General features: G+C 41.0%; 12 protein-coding genes. 7 read left to right on the forward strand and 5 right to left on the reverse strand.

Going from position 1 to position 18343, the window contains the following annotated elements; all coding sequences use genetic code 11:
- Nucleotides 1-267: 267 nt before the first annotated feature.
- Complete coding sequence (gene gppA / locus J8L98_RS16610; protein WP_210997349.1) at nucleotides 268-1767, reverse strand: guanosine-5'-triphosphate,3'-diphosphate diphosphatase; 1500 nt, start codon at nucleotides 1765-1767, stop codon at nucleotides 268-270.
- A 41-nt stretch (nucleotides 1768-1808) separates the two neighbouring features.
- The gene (rhlB, locus tag J8L98_RS16615; RefSeq protein ID WP_192506141.1) at nucleotides 1809-3089 is read right to left on the reverse strand and encodes an ATP-dependent RNA helicase RhlB; all 1281 of its coding nucleotides are present in this window, start codon (nucleotides 3087-3089) and stop codon (nucleotides 1809-1811) included.
- A 91-nt stretch (nucleotides 3090-3180) separates the two neighbouring features.
- Here rhlB and trxA point away from each other — a divergent pair, with 91 nt between their 5' ends.
- The 3 genes from trxA to J8L98_RS16630 all read left to right on the forward strand — a co-directional run bounded on the left by trxA (nucleotide 3181) and on the right by J8L98_RS16630 (nucleotide 6358).
- The gene (gene trxA, locus J8L98_RS16620) at nucleotides 3181-3507 is read left to right on the forward strand and encodes a thioredoxin TrxA (protein WP_192506142.1); all 327 of its coding nucleotides are present in this window, start codon (nucleotides 3181-3183) and stop codon (nucleotides 3505-3507) included.
- Nucleotides 3508-3712: 205 nt separating this feature from the next.
- Nucleotides 3713-4972 carry a transcription termination factor Rho gene (rho, locus tag J8L98_RS16625; protein WP_192506143.1) on the forward strand — a complete coding sequence of 420 codons (1260 nt, stop codon included), beginning with the start codon at nucleotides 3713-3715 and terminating at the stop codon, nucleotides 4970-4972.
- A 126-nt stretch (nucleotides 4973-5098) separates the two neighbouring features.
- Nucleotides 5099-6358 carry a methyl-accepting chemotaxis protein gene (locus J8L98_RS16630; protein WP_210997350.1) on the forward strand — a complete coding sequence of 420 codons (1260 nt, stop codon included), beginning with the start codon at nucleotides 5099-5101 and terminating at the stop codon, nucleotides 6356-6358.
- Here the strand turns inward: J8L98_RS16630 and J8L98_RS16635 are convergent.
- The gene (locus J8L98_RS16635) at nucleotides 6335-9103 is read right to left on the reverse strand and encodes an ATP-binding protein (RefSeq protein WP_210997351.1); all 2769 of its coding nucleotides are present in this window, start codon (nucleotides 9101-9103) and stop codon (nucleotides 6335-6337) included. The two genes, J8L98_RS16630 and J8L98_RS16635, sit on opposite strands and share 24 nt — an antisense overlap.
- 140 nt (nucleotides 9104-9243) lie before the next feature.
- Here J8L98_RS16635 and J8L98_RS16640 point away from each other — a divergent pair, with 140 nt between their 5' ends.
- Nucleotides 9244-9822: a DNA-J related domain-containing protein gene (locus J8L98_RS16640; protein ID WP_210997352.1), complete on the forward strand. Its 579-nt coding sequence runs from the start codon at nucleotides 9244-9246 to the stop codon at nucleotides 9820-9822.
- On the opposite strand, the gene dbpA is transcribed toward J8L98_RS16640, so the two are convergent.
- Nucleotides 9812-11200: an ATP-dependent RNA helicase DbpA gene (gene dbpA, locus J8L98_RS16645; protein ID WP_210997353.1), complete on the reverse strand. Its 1389-nt coding sequence runs from the start codon at nucleotides 11198-11200 to the stop codon at nucleotides 9812-9814. The genes J8L98_RS16640 and dbpA overlap by 11 nt on opposite strands.
- A gap of 155 nt (nucleotides 11201-11355) precedes the next feature.
- Here dbpA and J8L98_RS16650 point away from each other — a divergent pair, with 155 nt between their 5' ends.
- Together J8L98_RS16650 and J8L98_RS16655 are read left to right on the forward strand one after the other, a co-directional pair.
- Nucleotides 11356-12744, forward strand: a complete 1389-nt coding sequence (locus J8L98_RS16650; protein WP_210997354.1) for a M20/M25/M40 family metallo-hydrolase — start codon at nucleotides 11356-11358, stop codon at nucleotides 12742-12744.
- A 149-nt stretch (nucleotides 12745-12893) separates the two neighbouring features.
- Nucleotides 12894-13703 carry a tetratricopeptide repeat protein gene (locus J8L98_RS16655; protein WP_210997355.1) on the forward strand — a complete coding sequence of 270 codons (810 nt, stop codon included), beginning with the start codon at nucleotides 12894-12896 and terminating at the stop codon, nucleotides 13701-13703.
- Nucleotides 13704-13749: 46 nt separating this feature from the next.
- Here the strand turns inward: J8L98_RS16655 and J8L98_RS16660 are convergent, their stop codons facing one another.
- A complete protein-coding gene (locus J8L98_RS16660; protein ID WP_210997356.1) occupies nucleotides 13750-16344 on the reverse strand; it encodes an EAL domain-containing protein in 2595 nt (864 codons plus the stop codon).
- A gap of 418 nt (nucleotides 16345-16762) precedes the next feature.
- On the opposite strand from J8L98_RS16660, the gene ubiD reads away from it, so the two are divergent.
- A complete protein-coding gene (gene ubiD, locus J8L98_RS16665; protein WP_210997357.1) occupies nucleotides 16763-18238 on the forward strand; it encodes a 4-hydroxy-3-polyprenylbenzoate decarboxylase in 1476 nt (491 codons plus the stop codon).
- Nucleotides 18239-18343: the final 105 nt, after the last annotated feature.

The following is an 18343-nucleotide window of genomic DNA, read 5'->3' on the forward strand; positions in this document are numbered from 1 at the left end:
GTTACGCCTTCCTATTTTTTTGTCAACACTTAAATCCAATTTTTTCATAAAGAAATTTTAAATTTAAGTTTTACTCAACGCTGACTGCGTTTTGTTTTGCTTTGCTAAGTTAGCGTAGCGCTCCGTGTCAGTGGGGTCGCATTATAGGGAGGTGAAGAAAAAGCGCAAGCGTTTTATGACATAAAAATGACGAAAACGAGCCGTTCGAATAGAAATCATACTAACCCGGCTTTTTTGCTTATTTAGCATACAAAAAGAGCGCTAATGCTAGCGCTCTATAAATAATCTCCAAGACATTCTCTGCTGGTAAATGGTTTCTTGCTCCAGTTCACTTACCATAAGTGGATGTGCCGACAGCCAATCTCCCGCAAATTTAAGCTTAACCGCATCAAATTTATCTGCGCATACAAAGAAATCTGCTAACACATCATCTTCACGCCTCATTGATAAGATCACAGCAAGCCTTACCAAACGTATCAATCTCGTTACGAGTAATGTTTGGTTACCTACTTCACTAAATTGCCTTTGATTTAAATCAGCTCGATGAGCACTCGTAATGGCGACTATCAGTTGCTTTTCAGCTTTAGTAAAGCCAGGCATTCCCGTATTATTGAGTATATATGCACTGTGCTGATGATATAGCTTATAATCAATCACCAAACCAATTTCATGAAGATGCGCCACAGCGGTCAAGATAGGTATGATTTGTTCCATTGGCAACTGCCATGTAGCAGAAAGTTGCCCTGCCAGTTCGATACTTACCTCAGCAACACGTTGTGCTTGGCGTTTATCAACATGATAACGCTCAGTAAATCCATCCAACGTCCGCTTACGAATATCGGTATTATGAAAATCAGATATCATGCTATACAGCACACCTTCGCGCAGTGCACCACCGGCCAAACCCATATACTTTATATCTAGGCTTTGAAATAAAGCAATTAATATTGCCAAGCCCGATACAAAGACTAAACGTCGCTCTTCACCTAAGCCCGCTAATTGCAACTTGTCTATACTAGCAAAGCATATTGCTTGCTTTTTAATGGAGTATAAACGCTCAAGTGTCAGTAATTCACTTTCCCCAGATGCCGCAAGTATCTCTTGAATTGCTTGTATTGTACCTGATGCGCCAATCGCCAATTCCCAGCCAGCATCAATGTACGTTTGCTTAATCGGCGAAATAACTTGATTCGCGGCACTAATTGCATGGTCAAAATTACTTTGACTTAATGTACCGTCAGAAAAATAGCGCTCAAGAAATGTGACACACCCCATATCTAGGCTTTTATAGATCTCAGCAGTAAACCCCTTACCGATAATCACTTCAGTGCTAGCACCACCAATATCGATGACAAGCTGTCGACCTTGACAAGCGGACGTATGTGCAACACCTTTATATATACTTTTAGCTTCAAGTTCACCACTGATAACATTAATCCGATGGCCTAATATACGCTCAGCTTCAGATTTAAATTCATCCGCATTTGAAGCCAAGCGTAGTGTCGCAGTGGCCACAATACTAATATTACTTGCAGGAATATCTTGTAAACGCTCAGCAAACAAAGCTAAGCACTCCCACCCTCTTTGCATTGCCTCAAGGGATAAAAGATTATCTTTATTCAATCCTGCCGCTAAGCGCACTTTTCGTTTTACTCTGCCAATGGTATGAATCCCACCGGCCATATGCTTAGCAATTAACATATGAAAGCTGTTAGAACCGAGATCAATAACAGCAAACACATTATTTTGTGGAAAATCTTGCCCCACTTTCAGTACCTCTTGCTACAACCATATATCCATAATCGCGGTTACGAATTAGAACGCGGTTTATGGTAACTATTTTGACGGCGACCATTGTTGCTGCGGTTACGCTGTGGGCCCGACGAATAGTTTCGCTTTCTTTGAACTTGTGGCTTTGTTAAATCGTCAAGTAACGCTGACTTGTCATAATGAGAAAGAGGAATAGCATGTTCAATATACTGCTCTATTTCATGTAAGTTATATGCATACTGCTCACAAGCAAAACTAATTGCATTACCTGAAGCTCCAGCTCGGCCCGTTCGTCCTATACGATGCACATAATCTTCGCAATCATCAGGCAAATCAAAGTTGAAAACGTGACTTACTTCAGGAATATGCAACCCTCTCGCAGCTACATCAGTTGCAACCAAAAAGTCAATTTCACCTTTAGTAAATTGTGCCAATATTGCTTGTCGTTTTTTCTGATTGACGTCACCTGTTAATAACCCTACCCGATGCTTATCTGCTTTTAGCCAAGCATAAACGTTCTCACAGCTTTGCTTAGTATTCGCAAATACAATCGCTTTGTCAGGCCATTCTTCTTCAATCAAAGTTAAGAGAAGCGGTATTTTATCATCGTGTGATGGGTGGAACAGCTCTTCTTCAATCAATTTACCTGTTTTAACATCAGGTTCAATTTGCACATGTTCAGGATTTGTCATGTGTTCAAATGCGAGTTCTTGTACACGGTATGATAGCGTTGCAGAAAAAAGTAAATTTAGTCTCTCTGCCGTATCTGGCATTCGGTTAAATAGATAACGAATATCTTTAATAAAGCCTAAATCAAACATTCTATCAGCTTCATCAAGTACAACGACTTCGATTTCATTGAGGCTATACGCGCCTTGTTTGTAGAAATCAATTAAACGACCAGTAGTGCCAATTAAAATATCTACACCATTTTCAAGTTGGACCCGTTGTTTTTCGTAATCCTCGCCACCATATATTAAACCAAGTTTAAGATTACAGTGTGGCGCAATGATTTTTGCATCTTTGTGGATCTGAATCGCCAACTCCCGTGTGGGAGCCATGATCAGCGCTCTTGGGTGCTTTCTGGTTACACCTTTATTTTGCAACAAACGATGACAGGTGGCTGTTAAAAAAGCCAAAGTTTTACCTGTTCCCGTTTGAGCTTGGCCTGCAATATCACGACCATCGCAGATAAAAGGCAAACACTTTGCTTGGATTGGCGTACAGTATTCGAAGCCATTCTCAGCTAATCCGGCGACCACTTCCGGAGCTAAAGCAAAGTCAGAAAATTTATTATTGGTCAAATGTGTCTTAGTCATAGCAATTAAGCATAACGTTTAAACTTGCAATAAGAAACAAGAGTGTTTAAATACGCAGTAAATAATTCGCCTAATTCTAACGGAGAGCGTAATGAGCGACAAAATTATTCAACTAACTGATGAAAGTTTTGAGTCGGATGTACTTAAATCGAAACAACCTGTACTAGTAGACTTCTGGGCAGAATGGTGTGGCCCTTGCAAAATGATTGCGCCAATTCTAGATGAAGTTGCAACGCAGTACGAAGGTAAAGTAACTATCGGGAAACTAAACATTGACCAAAATGCAGGAACGCCACCTAAGTTTGGTATTCGTGGTATTCCAACGTTATTACTTTTCAAAGATGGCGCAGTTGCCGCTACGAAAGTAGGCGCACTATCAAAAACTCAACTTATCGAGTTTTTAGATACGAACACCTAAGTGTCAGTCAGCATCAATATACGTTGTATCTTGATGCTGTTTTAAAACAAAATTGTATTTTTTTATGTTATTTTACATAAAATTTGTTTAAAGACTGGACGACTAGCCCCCTACCTGCTAGTTTATAAAACCACAAACCTTAGTAGTATCAAATCAACCTCCTCGTTACGACGAGAATGACAATTGTAATAAAGAACCCACCAATATGCATTTACGCGAACTGAAAGACAAGTCAATCAATGAACTTGTAAAACTAGCCGAGTCCATGGGACTAGAAAACGTAGCACGTCTTAGAAAACAAGATATTATTTTTGCAATTTTAAAAGCACATGCCAAAAGCGGCGAAAATATATACGGCGGCGGTGTTTTAGAGATTTTGCAAGACGGCTTCGGCTTTTTACGCTCATCGGAAGCATCATACTTAGCTGGCCCTGACGATATTTACGTATCACCAAGTCAAATAAGACGCTTTAGTATGCGCACAGGTGATACCATTAGCGGTTTAATCCGCCCACCTAAAGATGGTGAACGTTATTTTGCATTGTTAAAAGTTAATGAAGTTAACTTTGATAAGCCAGAAAACTCTCGTACCAAGATTTTATTCGAAAACCTAACGCCCATCCATGCTAACGAACGTTTCGTTATGGAACGCGGTAATGGCAGTAAAGAAGATATTACCGCTCGTGTACTAGACCTAGCATCGCCAATAGGTAGAGGCCAACGCGCCTTGATCGTTGCACCGCCAAAAGCGGGTAAAACGATGTTGCTACAAAATATCGCTCAATCTATTACATACAACAACCCTGATGCCACACTGATGGTACTGCTGATCGATGAGCGTCCAGAAGAAGTTACTGAGATGCAGCGTCTAGTGAAAGGGGAAGTCATTGCATCTACATTCGATGAACCTGCGAACCGTCACGTACAGGTCGCTGAAATGGTAATCGAAAAAGCAAAACGACTTGTTGAACATAAAAAAGATGTCATAATTCTTCTCGATTCAATTACACGATTAGCGCGTGCATATAACACCGTCATTCCTTCTTCTGGTAAAGTACTTACCGGTGGTGTTGATGCTAATGCGCTGCACAAACCAAAACGTTTCTTTGGTGCAGCACGTAATGTAGAAGAAGGCGGCAGTTTAACAATTGTTGCGACAGCACTTATCGATACCGGCTCTAAAATGGATGAAGTCATCTACGAAGAGTTCAAAGGTACTGGTAACATGGAGCTTCACCTTAACCGTAAAATTGCGGAAAAACGTGTATTCCCGGCGATTGACTTTAATCGCTCAGGCACCCGTCGTGAGGAGCTACTTACTAAAGCAGATGAGCTTCAGAAGATGTGGATCCTACGTAAAATAGTGCATGATATGAGCGAAATTGATGCGATGGAATTCTTAATTGATAAACTATCAATGAGTAAAACCAACGATGAGTTTTTCGATCTAATGCGTCGTAAATAGTGATTTAAATCAATGATAAAACCTGCTTATGCAGGTTTTTTTATGTCTTAAAAATATGGAAGTATGCGCCATTATGTTCTATACCTAGATAGTCATTTTGCAGTTTTAACAAGGACTCGTCCGTTCATGAAGCCTAAACATGTTGTTATTTGGTATTTTGCAACCAATGTGTTGTCTGTTTTTACCATTATGCTAATTTTCTCTCTTCATTGGCCTGCAGTCATATGCCTATTAAGTGTTTCTGCCATAACAACATTGGTGCTGCTCAAATATGCCACTCAAGGTAATGCAAGTACCCCTTACTTAAGTGAACTTGTTGCTGCATTATTAAAAGACGATAATATTGACTTAACCTACCGGTTTAATGAAGCAGACGCCAATACACCACCAGCTTGCTTAGCAATTAATGCCAGTCTAGCAACCATTGAGCATTTAATTGGCGAAGTTTACTGCTCCTCATCACGACTATCCCCTATGGCTGACAGCCTCAGAGATACCTATTCTTCGATGACTCAAAAAGCGACCATACAGCATGCACATGGCACTGACCTTGCGACTTCATTCAATCGTATGATTTCTGTCGCACGAGAGCTTGATGAACATTTAGATCAAATATATGGGTCAGTGACAGAAGCTACCAATGCGGTAAAGAAAACGCGTGTAGACACGGGAAAGAGCCAAGAAAGTCTGATGAGCTTAGCCAATAATATCCAAGCAACGAGTACGCAAATCGAATCACTTAAAGTCGATAGTGATGCTATTAGCTCTGTCATTGATGTAATTAACTCAATTGCTGATCAAACTAATTTACTTGCACTGAATGCAGCCATTGAGGCGGCGAGAGCGGGCGAACAAGGCCGAGGTTTTGCCGTAGTCGCAGATGAGGTGCGTAGCCTTGCAGCTCGCACTAGTCAATCAACCCAGCAAGTGAGAGATATGGTCTCTAAGATCCAAGCTGGTACTGATAGTGCCCATAACTTGATGCTTGATGCATTAAGCGAAACTCAACAAACTGTATCCTTATCACAAGCCTCTACACGTGAAGTTGACCAGATAGAACAAGCCATGATCGATATCAACACACTTTCTAAAAGTATTCACGAACAGGTTAGCCGTCAAAAAGCCGTATCAGATGAAGCTCAAATGAGCATCGATTCAATGGTTGAGCTTAACTCAGATGCCCTCAATAACTCGCAAATTCAAGCGGTCTCTAGTAATGACCTAATTAACTTAGCGCGTAGTATCCACGCCAAGTTATCTATTTTTAAAGTAGATTCCACATTACTTGACCACGAACAAAGAGCGGATGAAAGTAGGCTCCATAAAGTAGCATTTGATGAAAGCATGATGCAACAAAATAACTCAAATGACATTGAGCTGTTCTGACGAAGCAGCTACTTTTAGCTCATCACATAAAATTAAATAGAAGTGCTGCGCTTGCATACGGTCAGTGGTTATCACGACTTGTTCTAATTGCTTAGCCGTTTGCGCAATATCATTAAAGCCAAACGTTACAGCGGCACCAGCTAAACGATGACATGCATTTTGCAACGATTTTGTCTGCCTGCTTTCCCATAAGTCCACTATGTTATATCTTTCTTCTTCAAGAGTTGCCAAAAAGCTCGCTTTGAGATCTGACATATCTATTTGCATTGCACTTATTTCATCTATGTACATTAAATGTTTTGCTAATATTTGATGAAGATGATCTGTGCTGATAGGTTTTCCAATATGACCTGTAAATCCATGTTCCAAATAGGCTTTCACTTCTTTTGGCATCACATTAGCCGTCAACGCATAGATTGGGCCATCATAGCCCGCTTGCCGTAAGATCTTAAATGCTTCAAGCCCATCGACCTGAGGCATTTGTATATCCATAAGGACTAAATCTGGAAAGTCAGTTAGACATACCTCCACAGCCGCGGCACCATTATTTGCAACAATAACATCAACCCCGAGGCTTGAGACTAAACGACAAAACAATGAGCGATTATCATCATGGTCTTCTGCAATCAATACTTTACCTGACAATGCTTTGAATTCTTTTAAGCCTTCTATTTTATCAATTTTACTTGGCGTACTGCTGGGAACGCAAGGTACTAACACTGTAAACGTACTGCCTTTATTTAGCGTACTTTCCACACTGATTTTCCCGCCCATCATATCAACTAGCTGTTGAGATAGGGATAAACCTAAACCGGACCCTCCAAATCGACGTGAAATGCTGTTGTCTCCTTGTTGGAAAGAATCAAATATACCTTGTAAATAAATTTCATCCATACCAATACCGGAATCTTCAATGACAAACTCGACTCCACCTTCAACAATTGTGATTGTCAGCTGTATGGACCCAGCCTCAGTAAATTTGACCGCATTGCCAAGCAAATTAATAAGTACTTGCTTCAATCGAATATAATCCAACTCCACCACTAATGATTCACGTAAATGGTTATGAATAACAAACTTTAATCCTTTCAATACACATGCATGCTGAAACATGTCGCTGACATCATTGATCAAGCTCTCTAGCTCAAATTCTGTAAATTCAAGTTCAAATTGCAATGCTTCAATTTTACTTAAATCTAATACATCACAGATTAAATCTCGTAAATGTTCCCCTTGACGGTGAACCACTCGTAACGAGCTTTGTAGATTTTGATCTCTTTGATTATCAATTAATAATGCTTCGGTATGACCTAATATCGATGTCAAAGGTGTACGTATTTCATGACTGATATTTGCTAAAAACTGACTTTTAACTTGATTTGCTTCTCGTAATTCATCTGCAACTTGTTGTAACTGTGCTGTACGTTGAGCCACTTGCCGACTGAGTTCCGTCTTTGTAAGCTGTAAAACTCTTTTTCGGTAAACGCTGACACCTGCTATCCCCAACGACAATATAAATAAAGCTCCCAGCCAAACTAATTGTTCTCGTTGTTCTATCTGCAATTTCTGTAACGCCTGATATTGTTTGAGTGTTTTTATTTCTTGACTCAATTGATTCTCAGCTATCGTATCTTGGTACTGCTCTAACCGTTTGCTCAAACTCGTATTTAGTAGCTTACTTTGTAATCGTTGATACTTCTGATAATTCGCTAATGCCTGTCGTGGCTGACCTAGGCTGGATTCAATAAAAGACAGCAAAAGTAAACTATCTCGCTCTCTCAATGCGGCACCCGCTTCTTTCGCTAATATAATGGCTTCTTGAATGCTCTCTTTCGCTTGCTGATATTGACCCTGAGCTAACAAAGCTTGCGCATAAGGGTACAATGCTTCACGACGTCCCCCTTGACTATTTGCCTGCTCCGCATAATAAAGTGCAAAATTAGCCTCTGTTAATCCTTGTTCTATATTACCTTCTAGTAGACTCAGCGTTGCTAAATTGGCGTATTCAAAGCTTAAATGCTGCCAACTCTCTACTGATTCATAGTAATCAATCGCAGCCATCAAGCTAACTCGAGAAAGTGCCCATCGTTCAGTATGTTTATAAATAACGCCTAAATTAGCCTGCGATAAAGCCGTACCGTAATCATCTTGTAGCTCATTGAAGAGTTTAATTGCGCGTAACAACATCTCTTCTGCAATGTTATATCGCAGTTGCCGTATGTAAACACCTGACAAATTAAGCATAATATCTGCTTTATCTTGTGTATCACCATGCTGTTGGTATAACTGATGGGCTGACACATAATGTAGAATTGCCAAGTCCAGTTCATGTGTTTGAGTGTAAGCCAACCCCAAATTACTGTGCATATTGGCTATCTCTAATGGCTTATCTCGTAATGTCGCAATCTTCAAAGCACGATGATACGCCAAAGTTGACTGCGTATAGCTGGCCTGGAAATAGGCCGCTATCCCTTGTGATTTGACGGCTTTATAAAACGCATCGCTTACAGGGTTCACTGCTGTTAGTTCCTCTAGCTCAATGAAGTAATCATTTGCGATTTGATATTTTTGATGCTTCAATGCTTCACGACCTAGATTTTCAATAAGGTGCTGTAACGTCATTAAAGAAATATCAGGATGAAGCCGCAATCGCTCCCCGGTTTCAGCCACTTCCTGCCACGAAGTCAAGTCATTTAATTGCGACACTCTTTCATGCAAAGAAGCAGAAGATGCAAAAGCATTCATATTGCAAAACATGCTCAAACTGAACCACAAAATTAGCTTATAAAGATGCGTAACCGACTTGCCAGTCATCCTTGATCCTCATTGATATAGGAAATTTATTCGTGCTAAGGTGAAGATACACGAACTAAAATGATCGAACAATGTTCAACCCTTTGCTTGACGCCATTTTTATTGAGCTCTCATCTGGGAGAGTATTTAAAATTCATACTTTAGCAGCTCAGTTAAATCAGCTAGATTGGTTTGAGCTATTGGATGAAGATCCTAATAAAGCACTATTTAAGAAGAACTTTCTAATCATGAATGCATTGTTTCAGCTCCAAGATGAATTGCTTGCAACTGATCAGTCTCTGCATATTGACAGTATGGACATCTACCTAAGTGCTAAAGTAGATACTGGTGTAACTAAAGATAACCCTTTAAAAAGCTACTATTTAGATTGGGATAATTATAATACAAGCCGAGAAGATATTGAGTCTTTACTCACCCAGTTTTGGCAACGATTCAGTCAAAGCAATCACACTCAACCCATTGCGGCAGAAGAATTACAGGCACTCTGCGCGGTTTGGCAATTGCCCATCCCATTTTCATCGCAGTTATTAACAAAAAAATGGCGCAAATTAGCGTTACTATATCATCCTGACAAAAACCCCGCGGGAAGCGAGGCTTTTAAAAAATGGCATAGTGAGTATATAAAATTGAAATCGGCTGCTAGTAATTGACTCGACGGACTCGAAACTTACGACCTTTGAGCTTGCCTTCGGTTAATTTTCTAAACGCTGGCTTCGATGCATCTCTCGCCACAGCAACATACGCCGTATTGTCTAACACGTTGATTTTGCCAATTTGTGCAAATGAGATCCCTTGCTCACCCGTTAAACTGCCCACGATATCTCCTGGACGTACTTTTTGTTTTTTACCACCATCAATTTGCAGTGTTACCATGTCTGGTTTGTATGGTGCTTTGTCTAATAAGCTATGTGCAGGAACAGGTGATGGTTCAAAATCGCGATCATACACATCGCCAATCTGTGCCACTTTAAACTCCTCACTCTCTCCGAAAATAGAGCAAGCAAGTCCTTTCTTACCTCCTCGTCCAGTACGACCTACTCGATGCACGTGCGTCTGCGCATCATGGGCTAAGTGGTAGTTAATCACCATATCCATATCATCAATATCTAAGCCTCGTGCTGCAACATCTGTCGCGACCAAAATCGAGGCACTTTTATTCGCAAAACGGATCAGCGTTTGTTCACGCTCTCGCTGTTCTAAATCGCCATGCAATGCGACGGCATTAAAGCCTGCATCTTGTAAGTCATCACACACTTTTTGTGTTTCAACCTTGGTGTTACAGAACACCACACAGCTTTGTGGTTTGTTTTGCAATAGCAATAATCGCAATGTATTAAAACGTAATTTGTTATTATCTAATTTATAAAACAACTGTTTAATGCTGGTATTAACAACCTGATCTTCCACTTTGACCATTTCTGGCTGATGCATCACACGCTCAGATATAGTTTCAATGCGTTTTGGAAACGTGGCACTGAACATTAAGTTTTGACGCTTTTCAGGCAAATAGCTCACAATATTATCGAGCGCATCAGCAAACCCCATATCAAGCATTTGATCTGCTTCATCAAGCACCAACGTTGATACCTCTTTAAAATTCAATGTACCTTTAAATAAATGATCTTCAATACGCCCAGGCGTGCCGACAATAATGTGCGCGCCATGCTCTAACGAACCAATTTGTGGTCCAATTGGTACACCACCACATAGCGTTAATATTTTAATATTATGAATACCGCGTGCCAGTTTACGCATTTCAGTGGCAACTTGTTCAGCCAATTCACGAGTTGGGCATAATACCAACCCCTGAATGCGAAAGCGTGCAACATTTAAGCGAGATAGTACGCCTAAGCTAAACGCGACTGTTTTACCCGACCCTGTTTTTGCTTGGGCAATGACATCTTTTCCAGATAATATAACCGGCAAACTTTGTGCTTGCACGGGAGTCATATTTTTATAACCCAAATCACTCACGGTATCTAAAAGTGCCTGCTCTAAAGGCAAAGTGTTAAAAGCGATTGCGCTCACGGTACTATCTCATCAATAAAAAATATGCCCAATTTTAGCAGATTAAATTGGCTACGAATATCGCAGTGCACAGTATTTGATCTCATTTACGTTTGCATCACCTTTTGTTAATGCCACAATAGTGCTTTGTACTCAGCTGTAATACCAAGGACATCATGAAAAAACTATTTAGTACGTTATGTTTATTGAGTTGTATCTCTAATGCAGTGCACGCTCAAGAGTTTTCACCAGAACAGATTCAACAAGTTACACAAGTGCGTGAAGCCGCACTAAATAGTGATTTAAGCTGGCAGATCCTTGAATCTTTAACCACAGAGGTTGGCCCGCGTTTACCAGGTACCAAAAATGATAAAAAAGCTGTTGAATGGGCGCAATCACAATTTAAAGCACTCGGTTTTGATAAAGTATGGATTGAACCCGCAACGTTTCCACATTGGCGTCGATACCACGAATCAGCTTCTATTACTACCCCAAGTGAACAACCACTACACCTAACAGCACTTGGTAACAGTGTGAGCACACCAAAGTCAGGCATTCAGGCTGAAGTGGTGTTTTTTGAAACTTTAGATGAACTCATTGCTTCGCCTGAGGGGAGCCTAAAAGGCAAAATCGCATTTATTAACTACCGTATGAATCGACATATTGATGGGAATGGTTATGGGCCAGCAGTAAAGGCCCGTAATAGTGGCGCAGTAGAAGCTGCCAAAAAAGGCGCTGTGGCTTATATGATGCGCTCAGTCAGTACCAGTCATCATCGCTTCGCACATACCGGTGGCAGCCATTACAAAGCTGGCGTAACCAAAATCCCAGCAACCGCCGTTGCGAACCCTGATGCAGACCAACTTGCTCGTCTTATCACTGCGGGTCATAAAGTAAAGGTAAAGCTCAATATTCAAACTGAAGATTTAGGCGAAGGCACCAGCTATAACGTAATTGGTCAATTCAACGGTACGCAATACCCTGAACAATATGTGCTTATTGGTGGGCACCTCGATTCTTGGGATCTGGGTACCGGCGCACTAGATGATGGCGCTGGCGTCGCATTAACCATGGCTGCTGCAAAACATATCAGTGATGTAAAACGTCCTAAACGCAGTGTTCGAGTAGTTTTATTTGCCGCAGAAGAACTTGGCTTATGGGGTGCAAAAGCCTATTTCAAACGTCATAAAGATACACTCGATAATATTGTTGCTGCTGCTGAATCTGATTTTGGTGCGGATGTAGTGTATGGCTTTGAATCAAATGTTGCTGCAGCGGCATTACCTTTAGTGCGAGAAATAGCTAAACAGCTAGCCCCTTTAAATGTACAGTATATCCGCAAAAATACAGCGCGTGGTGGTCCTGACTTGATCCCCCTTAAAAATACAATGTCAGCCCCTATTTTTGCTTTACACCAAGATGGTACCGACTATTTTGATTATCATCACACCGCTGATGATACTTTAGATAAAGTAGACCCTAAGAAGTTACAACAAAATACAGCTGCCTATGCGGTATTCGCAATGATGGCTGCAGATGCCAAAACTCGTATTACGGGTAAGTAACCACCGTATAAACCAAGCGGCTGCTTATGCAGCCGTTGTTACTTCAACCTTCTCTACCACCTGTTTGCAAAAAAAAGAGCTACGCATTGTGTAATGCAATGATATTTAATACCCTAAAAATATCTAACGGCCATTTTTAGCATGCACATATGTCCTCACGGTTAACCCAACCTTTATTACAAAGTCTATTTACCTTTCACGGTTTTATTGAGCGCGTCATCAGCAAGCACTACCGTGTCCTGTTAGTCATCATATTAATTGCGACTTCTGCCTATAGCTATATTTCACATACTCAAAATATTGCCTTGCAGCACTCTTTACTAACACACCCAAGAATTGACGATGTGTATGTGATTAATCTGGGCCGAATTCAAACTGACCGTAAATATCAAGCTCAGTATCGAGTCGCACAGGTATTACAAGTCGCAGAAAACAAAATTATATTAACGCAAAGTACAACGACCTATCGCCGCAAGCGTGACGCTGAACGAGCCATAAAGCTCGATGCACTAATGCTCAATAGCTTTTTCCGCTCAGAACATCTTATCTTGGAGCGTGAGGCCCTGTTATCTATGTTTGCTCAAAATGCCATAGATGATGTTTATAGGCCTAGGGAAATATATGTCATGGGCGGTATCGTTAAACAGCGACAAAGCCCATTACCAATTAATCATAAAACCCATATAAACAAAAATTTAACGACGCACAATAATGAAGGTATACGGTTGTATCGACAAAACAACTTCGCTCTGGCGTTCAATTCATTCAAAATTGCGGCCATATCTGGTGATGCGTGGGCACAATATAATTTAGCAGGTATGTTTGAGGTAGGGGAAGGCACTTCCCTTGACTTGAAACAGGCGCATTATTGGTACCAAAAGTCTGCAATGCAAGGCCATCAACGTGCACTACATGCCTTAGAAAAGCTCTGTAAAAGCACGCAATCACTATGCCTTTGAATCTAAAATGATTACCGTATACTCTCTATAAATGAATCCACAGTAATCATTTTACTCTTGTGACAAACCACTCTTGGAATGCAGATGCACTGAGAGGTTTACTATGTAAATACCCCTGACTATAGTCACATTGTAAGGTCTGCAAAAACTCTAATTGCGATTGAGTTTCCACACCTTCCGCTACCACTTTCAAATTTAAATTACCTGCCATGGAGATAATTGCTTTTACTAATGCGCGGTCTTCTTGATCATCTGGTAAATCACGAATAAATGCTCTATCAATTTTTAACTTCGACAGCGGGAAGCGCTTCAGGTAACTCAATGATGAATATCCTGTTCCAAAATCATCAATCGCCAATTCAACACCCATTTCACGTAACGTAAGGAGCTGCTGTAGAATATTTTGCGCGTTATCTGCTAATACTGTTTCTGTAATTTCAACCGTTAAACATCGGCTATCTAAGCCTGTCTCGCGTAGAACACGTGCTATCACTTTTGCCATATCGGCGCGTTGGAACTGAATGCTTGACACATTGACTGTGATAAATAGAGGATGCTGAAAACGATTGCACCATGCCTTAGCCTGAGAGCATGCTTGATAGAGTACCCATTCGCCGATTGTTATGATTAAGCCTAACTCCTCACAAATAGGAATAAACCGCCCAGGGGGCACCTCTCCAAGCGCCTCATTGTGCCACCTTAATAACGCTTCGCAACCAATTTGCTTCCCATCAAGGCTAATAATTGGCTGATACACAACCGTTAGCTCTTGATTTGATAGTGCCTTATGTAACGCCCCTTCTAACTGGCGTCTTGCTTGAGCATGATCATGCATTGCCGACGTATAAAATTGATAACAGTTTCTTCCATGCTCTTTTGCCTTATACATAGCACTATCAGCATTACGAAGTAATGCCTTGCGATCACAGCCGTCATCAGGGAAAAAGGTCACCCCGATACTACCGGAAACAAATGTTTCATGCCCTTCCAGCTCAAATGGACTGCTCAATTGCTGTAATACTTTATTGGCTATTTTCTCAATATCACTGATGGTGTCGATATCAGGCAGTAATAAAGCAAATTCATCACCACCTAGCCTCGCTACAATATCAGAACTACGAGTACAGTCTTTGAGTCGCTGTGCAGCCTCAATTAAGAGCAAATCTCCAATATGGTGGCCTAACGTATCATTAACAGCTTTAAAGCGATCTAAATCAATAAAGCAAATTGCCAAGCGACTCGATTGTTTTTTCGCTCTTTCTAATGTGTGATCAAATTGCTCATGAAAATGTAACCGGTTGGCCAGCCCAGTTAATGTATCGAAATTGGCCTGCTGCCACATCATTTGTTCGTGATTCTTGCGGGAGGTAATATCGTTAAATAGTGCTACATACATTTCAATATTCTGCTTCTCATCAAACACAGCAGAGACTTGCAGCCAACATGGATACACGTCACCGGCTTTGCGCCGATTCCAGATTTCACCTTCCCAGTGACCATGTTCATGTAAATCACTATATAACTGACTAAAAAATGCAGTGCCATGCCGGCCTGAATTAAATAAAGCTGGAGACTCTCCTAACACCTCATTTTGACTATAACCCGTAATCTGAGTAAAAGCCCGATTAACCATTTGTATTTTATTCTGTTTATCTGAAACTAGCACCCCTTCACTCGTCGTTGAGAATACCGTGCTAGCCAAGCGTTGTTCTCGTTCATTTGTTAAGCGTACGGTTATATCATGCAACACATAAATAAAACCGAGACGTTGTTCTTTACCATCAAGCACCTCATTTTTAGTCACATTGAATGAACGAAGCTGTCCTTGAACATGCAATTGACACTCTTTATTGACATAAGCGGGATCAGACAGACAACTGGGATTTGTTAATACTGTACCTATTGATTCATTGACCATATTCTCTGTCAGAACGAAGTCATCATTTACCCGTGTATTTGCAGACAGTATCTCTCCCTGCTCGTTAGTAAAAATAAGGTAATCTTCAATCGCATTAAAAATAGATCGTAGCCTCGCGCCTTGCGATTCTGAGCGTTTTTTAGCCCGCCTAAGTCGAATTAAGAATAACCCCAAGATCACAGTTGCCCCACATAAAATACCGATCACCACACTCAACAACATAGTCTGAGTTTGATTAGCAACCTTAATTTCCTGTGTTTGCAACACCACCTGTTGCTCTAAATTCGCTTGATAATGCCACAGTGATTGCTGCAGCGCACGCTGCTCACTAATATCATGAATAATAGAAAATAGTTGCGTTTCACCACTCAGGTCACGAAATGGCACTGAATACACACTGACTGTTCGAATAGATTGATCAGCCAGCTGGTGGCGAAAAATAAAGTAATTTCTGCCTTCAGCTACTGCGGTTTCGCGCTCCGTAGCCACCTGCTTGGCAGTCAGTTGATTAATCTCCTGAATACGCATTAACAATAAATCGCTTTCGGTATAACCATAAAAATGGACTGCTGCGTCATTTGCCGCAACTATGCCACCCGTATCCGGATTAATGATCAACATAACTGCACTATTATTCCGAAATACCTGTTCAGGTAAATCGAGAGCTAAACCACAACGACAAAAAAATAATAACGCGATACCGAGTATTATATTTACTTTCAACCTAGCCACCACCGTATACAAATTAGGCTCAGATAAAGACTATAATGCAAACTGACCTCCATGAAAATATGCCAAACATCAAGTATTGCACAATACTAAATAACCTCAGCTCTGGATAAGCGAATTTGCCCAATAAAGCTATTTTTCTCACTCTCGGCGTTGCTTTCATTTGTAATAGCCCGCTATTACTGCATAAAAGCGCCTTGATATTGACCAAAATATCATCATTGGATTGTACGTAAGTTTGTTTTCAAAACATTTTCTATTCCAAAACCCTTATCCAAACCTGAGGTTAAATAAAGCGATTATTTATCGTCATTAATAAACGTCATATTATTATCTGCGTATAAAGCCTTTAGCTGCCATTTCATAAACGGCTTGATATACTGCACATAACTATAGGTGTCCTAATAGCAAAATGAAATATAAAGACTTACGAGATTTTATCTATCGCCTTGAAGAACAAGGTGAATTAGTTCGCATCACACAACCCATTTCAACAAAATTAGAAATGACTGAAATTGCCGATCGTACTTTACGAGCAGGTGGTCCGGCATTGTTGTTTGAAAACCCGACAGGCTTTGATATTCCGGTATTAGCTAACCTATTTGGCACCCCTAAACGCGTAGCGTTAGGTATGGGCCAAACAGATGTCAGCGAACTACGTGAAGTGGGTAAACTTTTGGCTTTCCTTAAAGAGCCAGAACCACCAAAAGGCATAAAGGAAGCGCTAGGACAAATCCCTGTGTTTAAGCAGGTGCTGAATATGCCAGCCAAAGAAGTCCGCAAAGCTCCTTGTCAACAAATCGTGATCAGTGGCGATGACGTGGATCTGACCAAGTTACCCATTCAACATTGTTGGCCTGGAGATGCCGCTCCTTTGATCACTTGGGGCCTAACTGTCACGCGTGGACCTTACAAAAAGCGCCAAAATCTAGGTATTTACCGACAACAGTTACTGGGTAAAAATAAAATAATAATGCGCTGGTTATCGCACAGAGGTGGCGCGCTCGATTTTCAGGAGTGGTGCAAAGAAAATCCAGGCGAGCCTTATCCCGTGTCGGTTGCGCTAGGAGCTGATCCGGCAACAATTTTAGGCGCGGTGACCCCTGTGCCTGACACGTTAAGTGAATATGCATTTGCTGGGCTGCTGCGAGGCTCAAAAACCGAAGTGGTAAAATCCATTTCAAATGACTTACAAGTGCCTGCCAGCGCAGAAATTATTCTTGAAGGTCATATCATGCCCGGTGAAATGGCTCCTGAAGGGCCCTATGGTGATCACACAGGTTATTATAATGAAATTGATGATTTCCCTGTGATGACAGTAACCCATATGACCCACAGAGAAAACCCAATTTACCATAGTACATACACAGGTCGCCCACCTGATGAACCTGCCATTTTAGGTGTCGCACTCAATGAAGTGTTCGTGCCCATTTTACAAAAGCAATTTCCAGAAATTGTTGATTTTTACCTCCCTCCTGAAGGCTGTTCCTATCGAATGGCGATAGTAACGATGAAGAAGCAATATCCTGGTCATGCAAAAAGGGTGATGATGGGGGTATGGTCTTTCTTACGTCAGTTTATGTACACTAAATTTGTCATAGTTTGCGACGATGATGTCAATGCAAGAGATTGGAATGACGTCATTTGGGCTATCACGACGCGTATGGATCCGGCAAGAGATACAACCATGATAGAAAATACGCCGATTGACTACCTTGATTTTGCTTCCCCTGTTTCGGGACTTGGTTCTAAAATGGGTATGGACGCAACAAACAAATGGGCAGGAGAAACGGATCGAGAGTGGGGCGAGCCTATCGTGATGGATGAACAAGTGAAACAAAGAATAGATGATATCTGGGACAGCTTAGATATCCCACTCAAGCCATAGGATAACCTAGGTACCTATGCTAAAGTGCCTAGAGTTTATACAAAAATTTAGTGATTGGTAATATTCAAAAGTACATTGCCAAACAAGACCGTGCGAAAAGGTAAC

Origin of the sequence: Pseudoalteromonas sp. MMG013 (assembly GCF_018100885.1) — a bacterium.
Classification (GTDB): domain Bacteria; phylum Pseudomonadota; class Gammaproteobacteria; order Enterobacterales; family Alteromonadaceae; genus Pseudoalteromonas; species Pseudoalteromonas aurantia.

What these genes read in the sequence shown, in the direction of transcription:
- J8L98_RS16650 (WP_210997354.1), top strand. Translation starts at nt 11,356, where the DNA reads ATGAAAAAACTATTTAGTACGTTATGTTTATTGAGTTGTATCTCTAAT.
- trxA (WP_192506142.1), top strand. Translation starts at nt 3,181, where the DNA reads ATGAGCGACAAAATTATTCAACTAACTGATGAAAGTTTTGAGTCGGAT.
- J8L98_RS16655 (WP_210997355.1), top strand. Translation starts at nt 12,894, where the DNA reads ATGTCCTCACGGTTAACCCAACCTTTATTACAAAGTCTATTTACCTTT.
- rho (WP_192506143.1), top strand. Translation starts at nt 3,713, where the DNA reads ATGCATTTACGCGAACTGAAAGACAAGTCAATCAATGAACTTGTAAAA.
- J8L98_RS16635 (WP_210997351.1), bottom strand. Translation starts at nt 9,103, where the DNA reads ATGAATGCTTTTGCATCTTCTGCTTCTTTGCATGAAAGAGTGTCGCAA.
- rhlB (WP_192506141.1), bottom strand. Translation starts at nt 3,089, where the DNA reads ATGACTAAGACACATTTGACCAATAATAAATTTTCTGACTTTGCTTTA.
- J8L98_RS16630 (WP_210997350.1), top strand. Translation starts at nt 5,099, where the DNA reads ATGAAGCCTAAACATGTTGTTATTTGGTATTTTGCAACCAATGTGTTG.
- ubiD (WP_210997357.1), top strand. Translation starts at nt 16,763, where the DNA reads ATGAAATATAAAGACTTACGAGATTTTATCTATCGCCTTGAAGAACAA.
- J8L98_RS16640 (WP_210997352.1), top strand. Translation starts at nt 9,244, where the DNA reads ATGTTCAACCCTTTGCTTGACGCCATTTTTATTGAGCTCTCATCTGGG.